Below are 12,244 nucleotides of genomic sequence, written 5' to 3' on the forward strand. Positions count from 1 at the left end.
ATCCAAATACAGTGCACATCTCTGTCCGTTTTACGTTGGATTCTGTGCATTCATATGTCAAGAAATTTATAAATCCTTATGTGAATAGCTTAACCAGATGAGGTGTTTTGGACGCAAAGCCCTCTGCATATGGAATCAGCTTGCGCTGACCGAGCAGAGAATCCCGGGCTTTCACGCGCTCCACATAGCCCTGATTTAACGGCGTAGCTACCGTGTCCTTGCCCGGTGCAGCCTGAAATTGCGAAGCATAGCTTAACAGCGATTGCTCCTTGGCTTCATAGTGCTCAGTGATGTCCACGATCAGGTCCGTTCTGCCGATGTCATTAATAAAATAAAAATATAATTGCTCCACCAGCACCGCAGGTTTTTCCGGCATAAAGCGTCGTAGCTTGGCGTTAAACACTGCTTCTTCCACCAGCTTGCTGCACATCACATGATCGGGGTGCCGATCCTCCCAATACGGAGCAAATACGACTTTCGGAGCATGACGCCTGATCTCTGCTGTAACTGCAGCTACATGCTCAGGTGTCACATATAATCCACGGTCAGGCAGTCCGAGATTCGTACGTACGGCAAGCCCCAGCGCTTTCGATGCCTGCTCAGCCTCTGCCATACGAGTATCCACATCCCCATTCGAGGACATTTCAGCTCTTGTCAAATCGCACACGCCCACCTTGAAACCAGCAGCTGTATGCTTGGCAATCGTGCCTCCCATGCCAATCTCAGCATCGTCGGCATGTGCTCCAAAAATCAGTATATCCAGCGTCATTTTATATCACCCAGCTCGCCAATACCCGGTTTATATTTATGTACCAGCTCACGCCACGCAAAATCACCGCGATCCAGCGCTTTAACCAGTATCTCAGCTGTTGCAACATTGGTTGCGAGAGGAATCCCCTGCACGTCACACAGACGCAGCAGCGCGCTAATATCCGGCTCATGCGGCTGTGCCATTAACGGGTCACGCAAGAATATAATCATATCCATTTCGTTTTGCGCAACCAAGGCCCCAATTTGCTGGTCTCCCCCAAGCGGCCCTGACATGAAACGGTGAATTTGAAGCTTCGTTTGCTCCATAATGCGCAGACCTGTCGTACCTGTTGAATACAATTGATGTTCTGTGAACACATGCTCATAGGCTGTTATAAAGTTAACCATTTCATCTTTTTTACGATCATGCGCTATAAATGCAATCTTTAACATTCGAAATTCCTCCTGCCTCATTCTATATTTCCGTTCATCAATTCATTCGCATTTTTCTTAATCAATGTAATGCTCAAACCCGTATACAAGTCCTGGCTGCTCCATGACCTTTTGAATACCGATTTTAACACCAGGCATATAGCTTGCCCGCTCATAAGAATCCTGACGGATTTTAAGGGATTCTCCAAAGCCTCCGAATATCACTTCCTGCTGCGCAAATACGCCGGGAAGCCGGACACTGTGGATACGAAAGCCCTGATAGTAGCCGCCACGTGATCCTTCCAGTAATTCCTCCTCTTCCGGGTTGCCCTGTCGCAGCTCCTGGCGCTGCTCCGCAATCAGTTCTGCCGTTTTAATGGCCGTTCCCGAGGGCGCGTCCAATTTTTGGTCACCGTGATATTCGATAATTTCCAAATGCGGGTAGTATTTCGCCGCCTGAGCCGCAAACCGCATCATCAAGATGACTCCAATGGAAAAGTTAGGCGCAATCAGACCACCAATATGCTGTTCCCGGCACTGCTTGTCCAGTTCATCAATCTGTTCGGGTGTAAACCCTGTAGTTCCGATAACCGGACGAACTCCATGCTTGATCGCAAGCGCGGTATGTGCGTACGCAAAACGCGGCCCCGTAAAATCGACCATGACATCGGGCCTGCTATCCAGCAAAGCCTGCTCCACATCCTCCACAATAGCGATGCCCGCTTCCGGCAGTCCGACGAGAAGGCCGGCATCACTGCCGGCGTGGTTTCTGTTCACTGCGGCCACAAGCTGTAGTTCCTCATCCTGAAGAACCAACTTAACAACCTCACGGCCCATACGCCCTGCTGCTCCTACGACAGCTACTTTTATTGGCTCTGACATATCCCTACAACTCCTTATGCATCAATTTATGCTAGATTTGTTCATTCATCTGCTGGCATAACTTCTTCATGAGATTGGCAAGCTGTACATTGTGAGGAAACAAGGCAACCGCTTCGCGAGCAGCCTGCACAGCCAGCTTATATTCATTCATTTCGTCATAAATCAACGCGAGTAGCATAAAAGCATCACCGCATAGCGGATCAAGGGCAATCGCCTGTTCCAGCAGCAAGATTGCATCTCGATGCAGCTGTGGTGTAGTTTTGTCGACATCCAGCATCTTTCTGGCCTTCTCCGTAAGTTGCCTGGCTTGCTGCGCGTGCAGATGAAGCACATATTCATCCTGGTGTGGAGCCAGACGAACCGCGTGCTCTGCGTAAGTGAGCGCCTGCTCCAAACGTCCACTGCGGGCATAGGTAACCGAACACCGGAAATAATACTCCGCATGATCAGGCTGGGCTGAAATCGCTTGTTCAAACCATTCCACGGCCTGCTCAAAATCGTTCTGCAAAATGCATTGATAAGCTTTCTGAACGTATTCCTCCGCCTTCATGACACTGCACCTCCGGGTAACCGGTTTGGTACAGCATATGTACAAAACGCCTAATCGGTGTCCTTTTTGGTCCAGCGATTCGCGTCACGTGTATTAAATTTATGCATGACCTTGTCATGAGCCTCGGTCAAATTTATACCCAGCGAATTCGCAAAGCAAACCGTGATAAACAAAATGTCCCCCAACTCCAGTTCAATGGAATTGTCGGCCTCATCCGTTTTTTTCGGCTTCTCGCCAAAGGAATGATTCACTTCCCTCGCCAGTTCCCCGACTTCCTCGGACATCCTGGCCAACATCGCCAAAGGGCTGAAATACCCTTCCTTGAATTGAGATATATACTGATCTACCTCACGTTGAATCTCATCTAACGATTTTTCCATGAAGCATACAATCCCCCTATGTGCAGGTTTATTCATATGTTATCGTAAAGCACATTTTAAAACAAATATTTTTTAAATTGAACTTGCGCCTCCAGCCTGTAATCATTAGTCTTTTAAAGCTACCATAAAAAGGTATACTAAACATAAGGATCTACAGTTCACCCTAAATACATGAAATCGTTCATCACCAAACTGTTAATGCGAGGGATTACATGAAGATATCCAAAATCATGGAACAGCTTAAAATGATTTTACCCATTCTGCTCGGCACGGCCATCTATGCATTCGGTCTGCTGTATTTCATTATACCCAGCAAGCTGATGGAAGGCGGCATTACAGGGATTACCCTGTTGCTGAATTATGCTTTTTCCATTTCACCTTCCCTCTCCACCTTACTCCTGAACATTCCTTTATTTTTAATCGGATGGAAAATGCTTGGCGGCATGCAGATTATTTATACAGGCGTAGGTATCGGGTCGCTCACTTTTTTTCTGTGGCTGTTTGAAAAAATGATTCATTTCGGATGGATGGGGACATTTCAGACCGAACACGATTTTATACTTTCTTCATTATATGCGGGGGTTACACTCGGGGCAGGGTTAGGTATAGTATTCCGCTTTGGCGGCACCACTGGCGGCTCGGATATTATCGCTCGTATTTTAAATCGAAAATTTGGCTGGAGTATGGGACGGATTCTGCTGGTCATTGATATTGTCATTATCGGTGCCTCATTACTTTACATACCAAAAGAAAAAATTCTCTATACGCTAGTCGCCGTGTTTATCGCGTCCAAGATGATTGATTTTATACAGGAGGGGGCTTATTCAGCCAGAGCTTTTATGATTATCAGTGACCATACGATGGATATTGCCGATATGATTACAAAAGATATGGATCGGGGAGTTACGATTATTCCCGCTGTAGGTGCATTTTCCAAGCAGGCGAAGCATGTTGCCTACTGCGTCGTGTCACGACAGGAAATACGGCGTTTGCATCAGATTGTGAAGTCAGTCGATCCACGAGCATTTATCATCATCCAGGATGTACATGATGTGCATGGAGAGGGCTTCAAAGAGGAATAGCCCGGAAAACCGGGCGAGAACTAACGTATTCAAAATGGATTAATGGCTAAAACTGCGACGCTTCGAATAGTTCGTACTGTTCAGCTGCTCAGCGTTATCCGAAGAACCCGGTTCTATATTTGCGGTAACCTACATACGTCAGCGCCAGCAGAACCACCATCCCGATTGCCAATTCTGCTCGGCGCTCGCTTTCACGCGGGATAAATGGCGCCAGTGCTGTGGCATCTTTTTCACGTCCAAACAGGGCATTCAACGTAGGGTTGCCCTGCTCCAATGCCCCCCTAATCGCTGAGGCATCTACATTTTGCTGATCTCCCAATCCTTTGACGTAGGAAATCCATGAATCCGTCCGTACGACCTCGCTTGTCTTGCCGTCAATCAATGCTGCTGTACGAATCGTTTCATAGTGATCCTCCAGCACCGCAGCCCCTGCTGCGAAACCCTTCATATTCCCTTTTGCAAATTGGGTGTTCAGGCCGCTGACATCTTCTTTTAAAATTTTATAATACTGCTGCCATAAAGGCTGGCGCGGATGTGCAAGCGCATCTGTCGCAAGCCGCAAATTGGCCGCTGCCTTCACCCACTCATCTGGCGAAGCTTGTACGGACTGTGTAGCCTGCTGTACCTCAAGAATGCTGCCGGATAAAGCATGAATGGCCTCTACAGATAGCGCTGCCTGTACCTGACCAGTGCTAAACCATCGGCTCACCTCGCCTACATCCGCGCGCGCTTTTTCAATATTTCCGTCCATTACATCCCGATACAGTATCGCAGCAGCTTGATCCAGTTTCTGAATTCCATTTGCATTGCCTACGGATTTTGATTGTACAGGCTCTGGCTGATCACGTGCTTCTGCTATACCTGGAGGGACGCAGACGGACAGCAGAACCATAGATAATACAACACCCAAAGCAACACGGAACGTAACACGAAACACCTGACCCCAAATCATGGGACATCCCTCCTCACCTTACTGTATGGCAAGGTTACCGGGACTAGAACTGGCATTAGGTGAATCGGATGAAGTCAGCTACGACTCAAGCTGTATCTCGATGAGACGATGCCTTTTGATTGCGCGCCAGCATAGCCAGCCATGCTGCTACGATACTGAAAAGCGTCAGCATATAGGTAAACGCACGCACTTGCGGTACATCATTCGTTAGCGTCTTCGGAAGGTACGGATAAATGCCAAAAGTATAATCCATCGTATCGTTTAACAGTGTCCACATAGCGGCCAAACCTAAAGCAATCCATTTGCAGGTAAAAAAACGCACGAATAGCAGTGCTTCGACGGCCATGGCCGTATGAGAAGCCACCAGCATCCAATCCTGCCATACCATATGTCCACCCTGGGCGACACCCCAAAAAATAATAGCCGAGGCCCAGATGCCGTATTTTACACTCGTAACGATAGCCAACGCTTCCATAACCTGACGAATCACCTTCAAGTTCTTGAATCGTGGAGGATAAAGCAGAAATGCGATAGAGATCGTAAAAAACAGGCTGGCTGTAGGACTGTCAGGCACGAATACAATTTGCCACAGCGGATGATAGTTTAGCGTATATTCCAGCTGTCCTTTATACCATATGTACCCATACACGGTTCCAACCAGATTACACCAGAATAGCAGCCATAAAAAAGGCCGGCTCGTCAGGAACGACCGGCTCCACCAATAAGACAATGACACGTCCTTCATCCTCCGTTCATACGACAGATGCCCTTGCAGGCTCCATCCTACCAAGACTATATCATATCCAAGCTTATAAGAAAAACGTCTACCGACGTACTTTCACGGAAGTCAGAATGCGCTTAGCGGAAGCTTTTCTTGCGATTATAGAATTATTCGGCTCCGCTGAGCAATTCTATAATCTTCAAAAAAACCTGACCGCTGCTACGGTCAGGTTGGTGATTATGATTTTGAACTGACGAGGGGGCTGGAATGGCAAGCCGAAGCTTCCTGAAATCGTTTCAACTCATCGCTCTCAGCTCATCCGTAAGATGACGAAATGCTACTTCATCTCCTGTGGCCAGCGCCTCATCAATATCCTTGTAGAGCTTTTCGCTCCGGTGCTTACGTAATGCCTCGTCCAAAACCATTTCAGCAGACAGGCCCAACATGACTTCATAAGTAACCTTCATTTTATCCATAGGATGCACCTCCAACATGAGTTTAAGAGATCCTATATTCTTTTCCTTTCGCCACATAGCTGAGTGCCGTTCGTGACATCCGCTGCAAATCCGCATCAGTCAATTCGCGCACCACTTTGGCAGGTGTACCGAGAGAAAGAGTATAGGGTGGTATTTTAGCATTTTCCGTAACGACCGACCCTGCTCCTATTAAAGCATATTCACCAAGCTCCGCTCCGTTGAGTACAATGGCCCCCATACCAATTAAAGTGCCTTTGCCCACCGTACAGCCATGGATAATGGCAGCATGTCCCACCGAAATATCATCCGCCAGCACCAGTGGCTGGTCCGTGTTCACATGTCCCACGACCCCATCCTGAATATTGCAGCGTTCACCGATGATGACAGGTGCCATATCCCCGCGCAGTACGGCATTAAACCATACGGAGGAATCCTGGCCGATCGTTACCTTTCCGACAATTTTTGCTCCTTCTGCCACATAGACAGATGAATGGAGCTGCGGCAAATTTCCGTTATAGTGAATCAGCATCATGTTCACCCTCTCATTTTGGGTGAAATTCTATCAACATGCTTGCTGCTTGTCAATGGAGCCGTATACCCGGGTCGTTCCGCCCAATGCGGCACTCCCCTGCCAGCTTCAGCCCCCAGGCCGTCATCTGTACAGATGGCTCCGTCGGGTGCTCACCTTGACGAAGCATACCCAAATGCATCATCATTCGGATGATCCTCTGATCAAAGACCGAACGGGGCGTATCATAGTAAAACGGTCGGATCAGCGGCCCGATATGTACAAAAAGCGACTCTGAGGATGTCCAGGGCCTGGCACATTCTCCAATCCAATAGACTAGAGAAAGCAGATTGGGAACGGCTCCTTTATACAATCTTAACCAGAACCTGAATAGCTGTATCATTTCATCCTCAATTGCGTGCTCCCTATGCGCCTCCCCTTTTGCCGTCAGCACAACCCGATCTCCCTTCTCCTCAATGTACCTGGAGTGACGGGCATAATCATACAGTAGTGCCATTCGGTCTGGATAAAACTTAAAAGAGGAACCGTATCCGAAACGCCAGCCCCCCTTACCCAGTAGGGGCTCTGCAATATGCAAATGCTCCATCAGCTGCTGCTGATTGCGACGGTACCAAGCCCCCTCGGGATTTAACGGAACCTCATGCTGCTCCATGTATTGAAGGAAAAGCCGTAAATCCTCCGCCAAAAGATGTCCCTCTTCCCGGTACGATGACGGTTCACTTACCCGGGTCATTCCGTTTTGGAGATCACGCACCATAACACGGCGAAAGCGCTCCTTCATATCCAACGGAATTTGGTATAAATATCTAGTATTGTGCGTAGAACCGTTGAACAGCCAGCCGCTAGAGCGCAGGCGGGTCACGATGTCCCGTGGCCGCTCGCCAGAATCCACGTCCCCCTCGACAGATTGCTTGGCAATCGCAATCAATTCCTCCATACTAAAGTAAGGTCGATCATCGAACAGCAGTGCATTCAAAAACCTTATCTCTGACAATCTCAGCTCCCTAACCTGCGTCTCAAAAAAACTGCTGCTGCCGAGCTTTGTCAAAATACCCTGGATTAGCTCATGCTTGGAATTGGGCTTACAGTCACAATCGTAATACACCGCAATTCTGTTCAAGTGCACAATATCCGCAAATGTCAGCATATCCGCCAGATTCATCGTTCCATCGCCTCGCCACTGGACTGTCATCCGGAAATGATTCTTACCTGTTGTACCCACAGCTTTGACGGAATGCTCAGACTCTAAACCTCTTTTTTTGTAAAGGTATAATTTAAAAAACAAAAAGGCCACGATATTCTAGGTTGCGTAGAATATCGTGGCCTTTCCTTATCTTTTTGAATTACAATCACATTTTTCTTGTAGATGCTTCGTACAATTATACAACAGTGGTGTCCAATCGGCATCTTCACGTTGAAGTACACTCAATGACAAATTTCCAATTCGTTCTGTGTACTTATCCTGATACAAGGCCTTGTACAAATTAGCCAAAAAACCGCCGTGGGAAACGACCAACAGATTCTTCTCCCGATTTTCTGACCAAATGGCCTCCATAAAAGCCAGCCCGCGCTGTTGAAGAGCCTCATCGCTCTCCTGCCCCAGATCAAGCAGATGCCAGTCGATCCCCCACTTTTTCTCACGTTCAGCCTGTGTCATTCCCTCGACCTGACCATAAGCACGTTCTCTTAATCGATCATCCGGCTTCAGTAGCGGAAGCTGCAGAGCAGAAGCAATAATCTCTCCCGTCTCTTTCGCTCTGGAGAGGCTGCTTGTAATAAGCCCGTCCCATTGATATGGTTCTTCCTTTAGTCGTTCTGCCAGCAAGCGTGCCTGCCGTCGTCCTTCCTCATTCAACGGAATATCACTGTGGCCCTGAATTTTCCCCACCGCATTCCAGTCAGTCAATCCGTGTCTGATCAAACCAATAAGCATCGTGTCATTTCCTCCGCTATTCTGTTATTCAGGCTAATTCCTAACCCTTCTCGTCCGATGGACCCAGCCCAGAGAAAATAAGGCAAGCGCGAGCGCCAATATGGACAGCAATATCCAATATTGCGGATAAGTCGGAACAATGTTTGCAACCAGCGGGTCCATAATGCCCCTATTCATATCTTTAATGTGATATTGATATTGTGGAGATGTACTTGTAGTTTCCAGCAAGCCTGTTGGTAAAATGCCGGTGTCCATGACAGGTGCCGCTTGAGGGGGATTTTCCTGAGAGGAGCTTCCATTCCAATTCAAAAACAAAAAGCTGCACAAAAATACGGCCAAAAAGCCGGCAATCCATACAGACATATACTTACGGGCTGCCGGGTTCACACGCGCACGTCGATGCTCGCCAGGAACAAGCCACGGTGACTCTTCATAAATCCGATCCATGACCCGGCGATTCATCGCCTCTACCTGCTCATCTGTTATTTCAAAAGAAATATCACGGATAGCGGATCGACTTTCTTTTGGCAAATTCCATTCTTTCTCTTCCGAACCAAGCTCCCACTTGTCAGACGAGCCTTTGGCTCGTCTGCGCTCCGAGTCTTGTTTCGATACATTTTTGCCTGTAGCGAACAAATCCTCAGCGTCCCTGGATTTCATTGGCTGCTCATCCCTTCGTTTTCCTCATAGAGAGGTTCAAAAAAATAAGGCTCCAACTGTGTCTTCACACTGGTTCTTGCCCGGAAGAGCAATGACTTTACCGCACTGACCGTCTGCCCTAAAATAGTCGCAATCTCCTGGTAGTCCAATTGCTCATATTCACGCAAAATCAGCGCTGATCTCTGCTTTTCAGGCAATCTGTTGATCGCTTCACGGACCATCTCTACCTTCTCGCCGCGCAGGACAGCCTGCTCCGGAATCACATCCGGTGGTGCTACCGGCACATAACCGCTCTCCTCCAATGGAACCTGACCGCTACGATGCTTGCGAAGCTCGCTTAACACTGTATTGCGTGCAATCGTATATAACCAAGTGGAGAACGATGCGTCAACCTCACGAAAAGAATGCAGGCTCCGGTACGCTTTATAAAACGTCTCCGAACATAAGTCCTCAGCGATCATTTCCAGGTTCGAACTTTTCAGCATATGATAAACAAAAGCTAAAATTTTACGTTGGTGCCGCCTCATTAATTCCGAATAAACCTCAACATTACCTTGTTTGATTTCCTGAATCATCTGGGAATCTGTCATCATCCGAGTGAGACCCTCCTCGCCCATACATGTGCTGTTTCCCCACCCGATTCTGTCTATATATACCGAACAGGTCAAAAAAAGTTGCGCCCTCTGCGCAAATGATGAAACAGCATCATGGAACATTTGTTATTTTCTTACCCTATGTACTGCCAACATTAACGGTGCTATCCCCAACATTACTCAATATCCCAAATGGACTTACCTATTGTACCACAAAATGCCCGCCAATAAAAAAGTCCAAAATCCCCGTAATTTCCAACAATGTCTCCCTGACGCTGGCAACAGATTCAAATATACGACTTTTCAATTGATTTTATGTTTTTTCAGATAAAGTGGATAAAGCGACGTATCTATTGAATCCATTTTCTGGATACAAGGTTTGAATAATTAGCAAAAAGAAAACGCTTTAAAAAACGATTGACAAAATGAAAACGTATACATATAATAAAAGTACAGTATGGTTTCTCTCCACTCCTATCCTACTCAGCTACTTCAGAAAAGTAGCTACCACCTGGGGTTTTGCCCGGGTGGTCTTTTTTTTGTTTAAAAACAGAGCCTTTAAATACAAAAAAAGCGGGCGAAGAGACCTTCGCCCGCTTTAAATTTTTCCCTACCACTTCACTCCCGGAAAGTGTGTTGCTTTTAAGACGGTCAGTAGCGCAACGGTTCATTTGAATCTGGAGAAGCGGAGCGTTCGCCTTTGCCGCCGGATTTTCCCATTAAAGCATCTGATCGAAAAAATCCGGCGGCAACAGCGATCGTAAGACCAAATGGATCGCGGAGCGACCTCCTTAGCAAACACCCGCTTTCCTTCCTATACCACTACTTTATAGCTCATCGAATCAAGCAGGGCTTTGGCACGTTCCCAATCCCGCTCCTGGCGGAAGGAAAGCCGCAGAATGCCTGGAACATCCTCCCTGCTTTCGATGATTTGCATATTGCTCAGGTTAATGCTGTGATTTCCCAGTTCCATTGCAATCCTGCCGATAATACCAGGGGTATCCGGTACATCAATATACAGATCAAACGTTGAGACGATGACACCTTTGCGGCGCTCCGGCAGTTCACTACGGAAATTACCTGCCGTCCAAAACTCGTCAGCGATTCCCTCTCCGTCTTGTGTTCTCAGTAAATGGGTAAAACGCTCAATCTGTCCGTTCCATTCTTCCAATAAGCCTAGTAAAACATCACGATTACTTAGCAAAATGTCCCGCCACACAATCGGATCACTAGAGGCTATCCGAGTAATATCACGGAATCCGCCCGCAGCCAATGTGCGGTACAGCGGATTTTCATCATTGTGCTTTCGCACCTGATTGACCAGGGCCGCTGCAATAATGTGCGGAAGATGGCTGATTGCTCCGACAATGTCATCGTGCATGTCAGGCTGGACGCGTACAACCTGAGCACCCGTATATTTTAGCAGCCGCTCCAGCGAGCCGTACGCTTCCTCAGGCACATCCTCTGCCGGGGAGAGCACATAATAAGCGTTCTCAAACAGCAGCGCGGAAGCAGCCTTTACACCTGAACGCTCCGAGCCGGCCATCGGATGACCGCCGATAAAATAAGCGTTATGCAAAGAAATTTCCGCTGCTTTTTTGGCAATCGACGATTTCGTGCTGCCTACATCGGTAATAATACAACCTGCTTTAAGCGGCAGCCTGCTTAACAGTTCCAGATAATGCTCCAGTAAACCAACCGGTACGCATAAAAAAATAAAATCGGCATCCTCTGCCGCCTCTTCAACCGAAAGAGTCGCGGTGTCCACGACACCACGGCTTAGCATGGGTTCCACCAGTTCAGGGAGATGGGCATGACCCACAACGGTGATGCCCGGCTTCCCTTTAAAACAAAGTGCGAGGGACCCACCAATCAATCCCACGCCGAAAATGGCAATCTTCATCAATTATCAAATCCCATCTGCGGAAATTATAGGCGTACTTTCGCCGCTTCCGCCCCCAGGACCTGTTCCAGCGCACGGATAAACAATTCATTTTGCGGCTGCGATCCAACCGACACCCTAATATATGTCGGATATTTATGATGACCAGCGCGAATGATCACGCCTTTACGAAGTAATTCCTGAAATACCTCACCGGATGGACGACGCACATCCAGCATAATAAAGTTACCGTGTGCCGGAAAAGACTCCAGCCCAAGACGCTCCAGCTCATTTTGCAAATAAGCTATGCCCTCTGCGTTGCGATTCCGACATTCCCGAACAAATTCTTGGTCCTCCAAAGCCGCAATCGCCGCAGCCTGTGCTACCCGTGAAGTATTGAACGGCTCACGAACCTGATTGAT

The 12,244-nt window shown here is 47.8% G+C and carries 16 protein-coding genes; 1 reads left to right on the forward strand and 15 read right to left on the reverse strand.

Going from position 1 to position 12,244, the window contains the following annotated elements; all coding sequences use genetic code 11:
• Positions 1-76: 76 nt before the first annotated feature.
• From bshB1 to WG8_RS13735, 5 genes are read right to left on the reverse strand one after another with little or no spacing between them, the layout of a single operon-like run.
• On the reverse strand, positions 77-769 hold the full coding sequence (gene bshB1, locus WG8_RS13715) for a bacillithiol biosynthesis deacetylase BshB1 (protein WP_007430801.1): 693 nt from the start codon (positions 767-769) through the stop codon (positions 77-79).
• Complete coding sequence (gene mgsA, locus WG8_RS13720) at positions 766-1,203, reverse strand: methylglyoxal synthase (protein WP_007430802.1); 438 nt, start codon at positions 1,201-1,203, stop codon at positions 766-768. Before mgsA ends, bshB1 begins: the two co-directional genes overlap by 4 nt.
• A gap of 57 nt (positions 1,204-1,260) precedes the next feature.
• On the reverse strand, positions 1,261-2,064 hold the full coding sequence (gene dapB / locus WG8_RS13725) for a 4-hydroxy-tetrahydrodipicolinate reductase (protein ID WP_007430803.1): 804 nt from the start codon (positions 2,062-2,064) through the stop codon (positions 1,261-1,263).
• 31 nt (positions 2,065-2,095) lie between these two features.
• Positions 2,096-2,614: a tetratricopeptide repeat protein gene (locus WG8_RS13730; RefSeq protein ID WP_007430804.1), complete on the reverse strand. Its 519-nt coding sequence runs from the start codon at positions 2,612-2,614 to the stop codon at positions 2,096-2,098.
• A 50-nt stretch (positions 2,615-2,664) separates the two neighbouring features.
• The gene (locus tag WG8_RS13735) at positions 2,665-2,994 is read right to left on the reverse strand and encodes a nucleotide pyrophosphohydrolase (protein ID WP_007430805.1); all 330 of its coding nucleotides are present in this window, start codon (positions 2,992-2,994) and stop codon (positions 2,665-2,667) included.
• Positions 2,995-3,206: 212 nt separating this feature from the next.
• Here WG8_RS13735 and WG8_RS13740 point away from each other — a divergent pair, with 212 nt between their 5' ends.
• Positions 3,207-4,076 carry a YitT family protein gene (locus WG8_RS13740; RefSeq protein WP_007430806.1) on the forward strand — a complete coding sequence of 290 codons (870 nt, stop codon included), beginning with the start codon at positions 3,207-3,209 and terminating at the stop codon, positions 4,074-4,076.
• Between the two features lie 94 nt (positions 4,077-4,170).
• Here WG8_RS13740 and WG8_RS13745 read toward each other — a convergent pair whose 3' ends face one another.
• The 10 genes from WG8_RS13745 to WG8_RS28495 all read right to left on the reverse strand — a co-directional run.
• The gene (locus WG8_RS13745; protein ID WP_007430807.1) at positions 4,171-5,028 is read right to left on the reverse strand and encodes a sporulation protein YpjB; all 858 of its coding nucleotides are present in this window, start codon (positions 5,026-5,028) and stop codon (positions 4,171-4,173) included.
• Positions 5,029-5,113: 85 nt separating this feature from the next.
• On the reverse strand, positions 5,114-5,764 hold the full coding sequence (locus tag WG8_RS13750; protein WP_007430808.1) for a DUF1405 domain-containing protein: 651 nt from the start codon (positions 5,762-5,764) through the stop codon (positions 5,114-5,116).
• A 281-nt stretch (positions 5,765-6,045) separates the two neighbouring features.
• A complete protein-coding gene (locus WG8_RS13760) occupies positions 6,046-6,225 on the reverse strand; it encodes an IDEAL domain-containing protein (protein WP_007430809.1) in 180 nt (59 codons plus the stop codon).
• Between the two features lie 22 nt (positions 6,226-6,247).
• Positions 6,248-6,754: a gamma carbonic anhydrase family protein gene (locus tag WG8_RS13765; protein WP_007430810.1), complete on the reverse strand. Its 507-nt coding sequence runs from the start codon at positions 6,752-6,754 to the stop codon at positions 6,248-6,250.
• 52 nt (positions 6,755-6,806) lie between these two features.
• Positions 6,807-7,916 carry a hypothetical protein gene (locus WG8_RS13770; RefSeq protein WP_043891157.1) on the reverse strand — a complete coding sequence of 370 codons (1,110 nt, stop codon included), beginning with the start codon at positions 7,914-7,916 and terminating at the stop codon, positions 6,807-6,809.
• Between the two features lie 168 nt (positions 7,917-8,084).
• Positions 8,085-8,687 carry a histidine phosphatase family protein gene (locus WG8_RS13775; protein ID WP_007430812.1) on the reverse strand — a complete coding sequence of 201 codons (603 nt, stop codon included), beginning with the start codon at positions 8,685-8,687 and terminating at the stop codon, positions 8,085-8,087.
• A gap of 33 nt (positions 8,688-8,720) precedes the next feature.
• Positions 8,721-9,347, reverse strand: a complete 627-nt coding sequence (locus WG8_RS13780) for a hypothetical protein (RefSeq protein WP_007430813.1) — start codon at positions 9,345-9,347, stop codon at positions 8,721-8,723.
• Entirely contained in the window at positions 9,344-9,940 is a 597-nt protein-coding gene (locus tag WG8_RS13785; protein ID WP_007430814.1) for an RNA polymerase sigma factor, read from the reverse strand. Before WG8_RS13785 ends, WG8_RS13780 begins: the two co-directional genes overlap by 4 nt.
• A gap of 814 nt (positions 9,941-10,754) precedes the next feature.
• On the reverse strand, positions 10,755-11,843 hold the full coding sequence (locus tag WG8_RS13790; protein WP_007430815.1) for a prephenate dehydrogenase: 1,089 nt from the start codon (positions 11,841-11,843) through the stop codon (positions 10,755-10,757).
• 26 nt (positions 11,844-11,869) lie between these two features.
• Positions 11,870-12,244 (reverse strand): aminotransferase class I/II-fold pyridoxal phosphate-dependent enzyme (locus WG8_RS28495; RefSeq protein ID WP_007430816.1); only part of this gene is annotated, 375 nt, incomplete at its 5' end.

The sequence above is a fragment of the Paenibacillus sp. Aloe-11 genome, from assembly GCF_000245715.1.
Taxonomy (GTDB): domain Bacteria; phylum Bacillota; class Bacilli; order Paenibacillales; family Paenibacillaceae; genus Paenibacillus; species Paenibacillus kribbensis.

Bases quoted from the DNA above. Each gene is read 5' to 3' on its own strand.
- WG8_RS13730 (WP_007430804.1), bottom strand. From the start codon at position 2,614: ATGAAGGCGGAGGAATACGTTCAGAAAGCTTATCAATGCATTTTGCAG.
- WG8_RS13775 (WP_007430812.1), bottom strand. From the start codon at position 8,687: ATGCTTATTGGTTTGATCAGACACGGATTGACTGACTGGAATGCGGTG.
- WG8_RS13770 (WP_043891157.1), bottom strand. From the start codon at position 7,916: ATGAATCTGGCGGATATGCTGACATTTGCGGATATTGTGCACTTGAAC.
- WG8_RS13785 (WP_007430814.1), bottom strand. From the start codon at position 9,940: ATGATGACAGATTCCCAGATGATTCAGGAAATCAAACAAGGTAATGTT.
- WG8_RS13745 (WP_007430807.1), bottom strand. From the start codon at position 5,028: ATGATTTGGGGTCAGGTGTTTCGTGTTACGTTCCGTGTTGCTTTGGGT.
- WG8_RS13760 (WP_007430809.1), bottom strand. From the start codon at position 6,225: ATGGATAAAATGAAGGTTACTTATGAAGTCATGTTGGGCCTGTCTGCT.
- WG8_RS13740 (WP_007430806.1), top strand. From the start codon at position 3,207: ATGAAGATATCCAAAATCATGGAACAGCTTAAAATGATTTTACCCATT.
- WG8_RS13735 (WP_007430805.1), bottom strand. From the start codon at position 2,994: ATGGAAAAATCGTTAGATGAGATTCAACGTGAGGTAGATCAGTATATA.
- mgsA (WP_007430802.1), bottom strand. From the start codon at position 1,203: ATGTTAAAGATTGCATTTATAGCGCATGATCGTAAAAAAGATGAAATG.
- WG8_RS13780 (WP_007430813.1), bottom strand. From the start codon at position 9,347: ATGAAATCCAGGGACGCTGAGGATTTGTTCGCTACAGGCAAAAATGTA.
- WG8_RS13765 (WP_007430810.1), bottom strand. From the start codon at position 6,754: ATGCTGATTCACTATAACGGAAATTTGCCGCAGCTCCATTCATCTGTC.
- dapB (WP_007430803.1), bottom strand. From the start codon at position 2,064: ATGTCAGAGCCAATAAAAGTAGCTGTCGTAGGAGCAGCAGGGCGTATG.
- bshB1 (WP_007430801.1), bottom strand. From the start codon at position 769: ATGACGCTGGATATACTGATTTTTGGAGCACATGCCGACGATGCTGAG.
- WG8_RS13790 (WP_007430815.1), bottom strand. From the start codon at position 11,843: ATGAAGATTGCCATTTTCGGCGTGGGATTGATTGGTGGGTCCCTCGCA.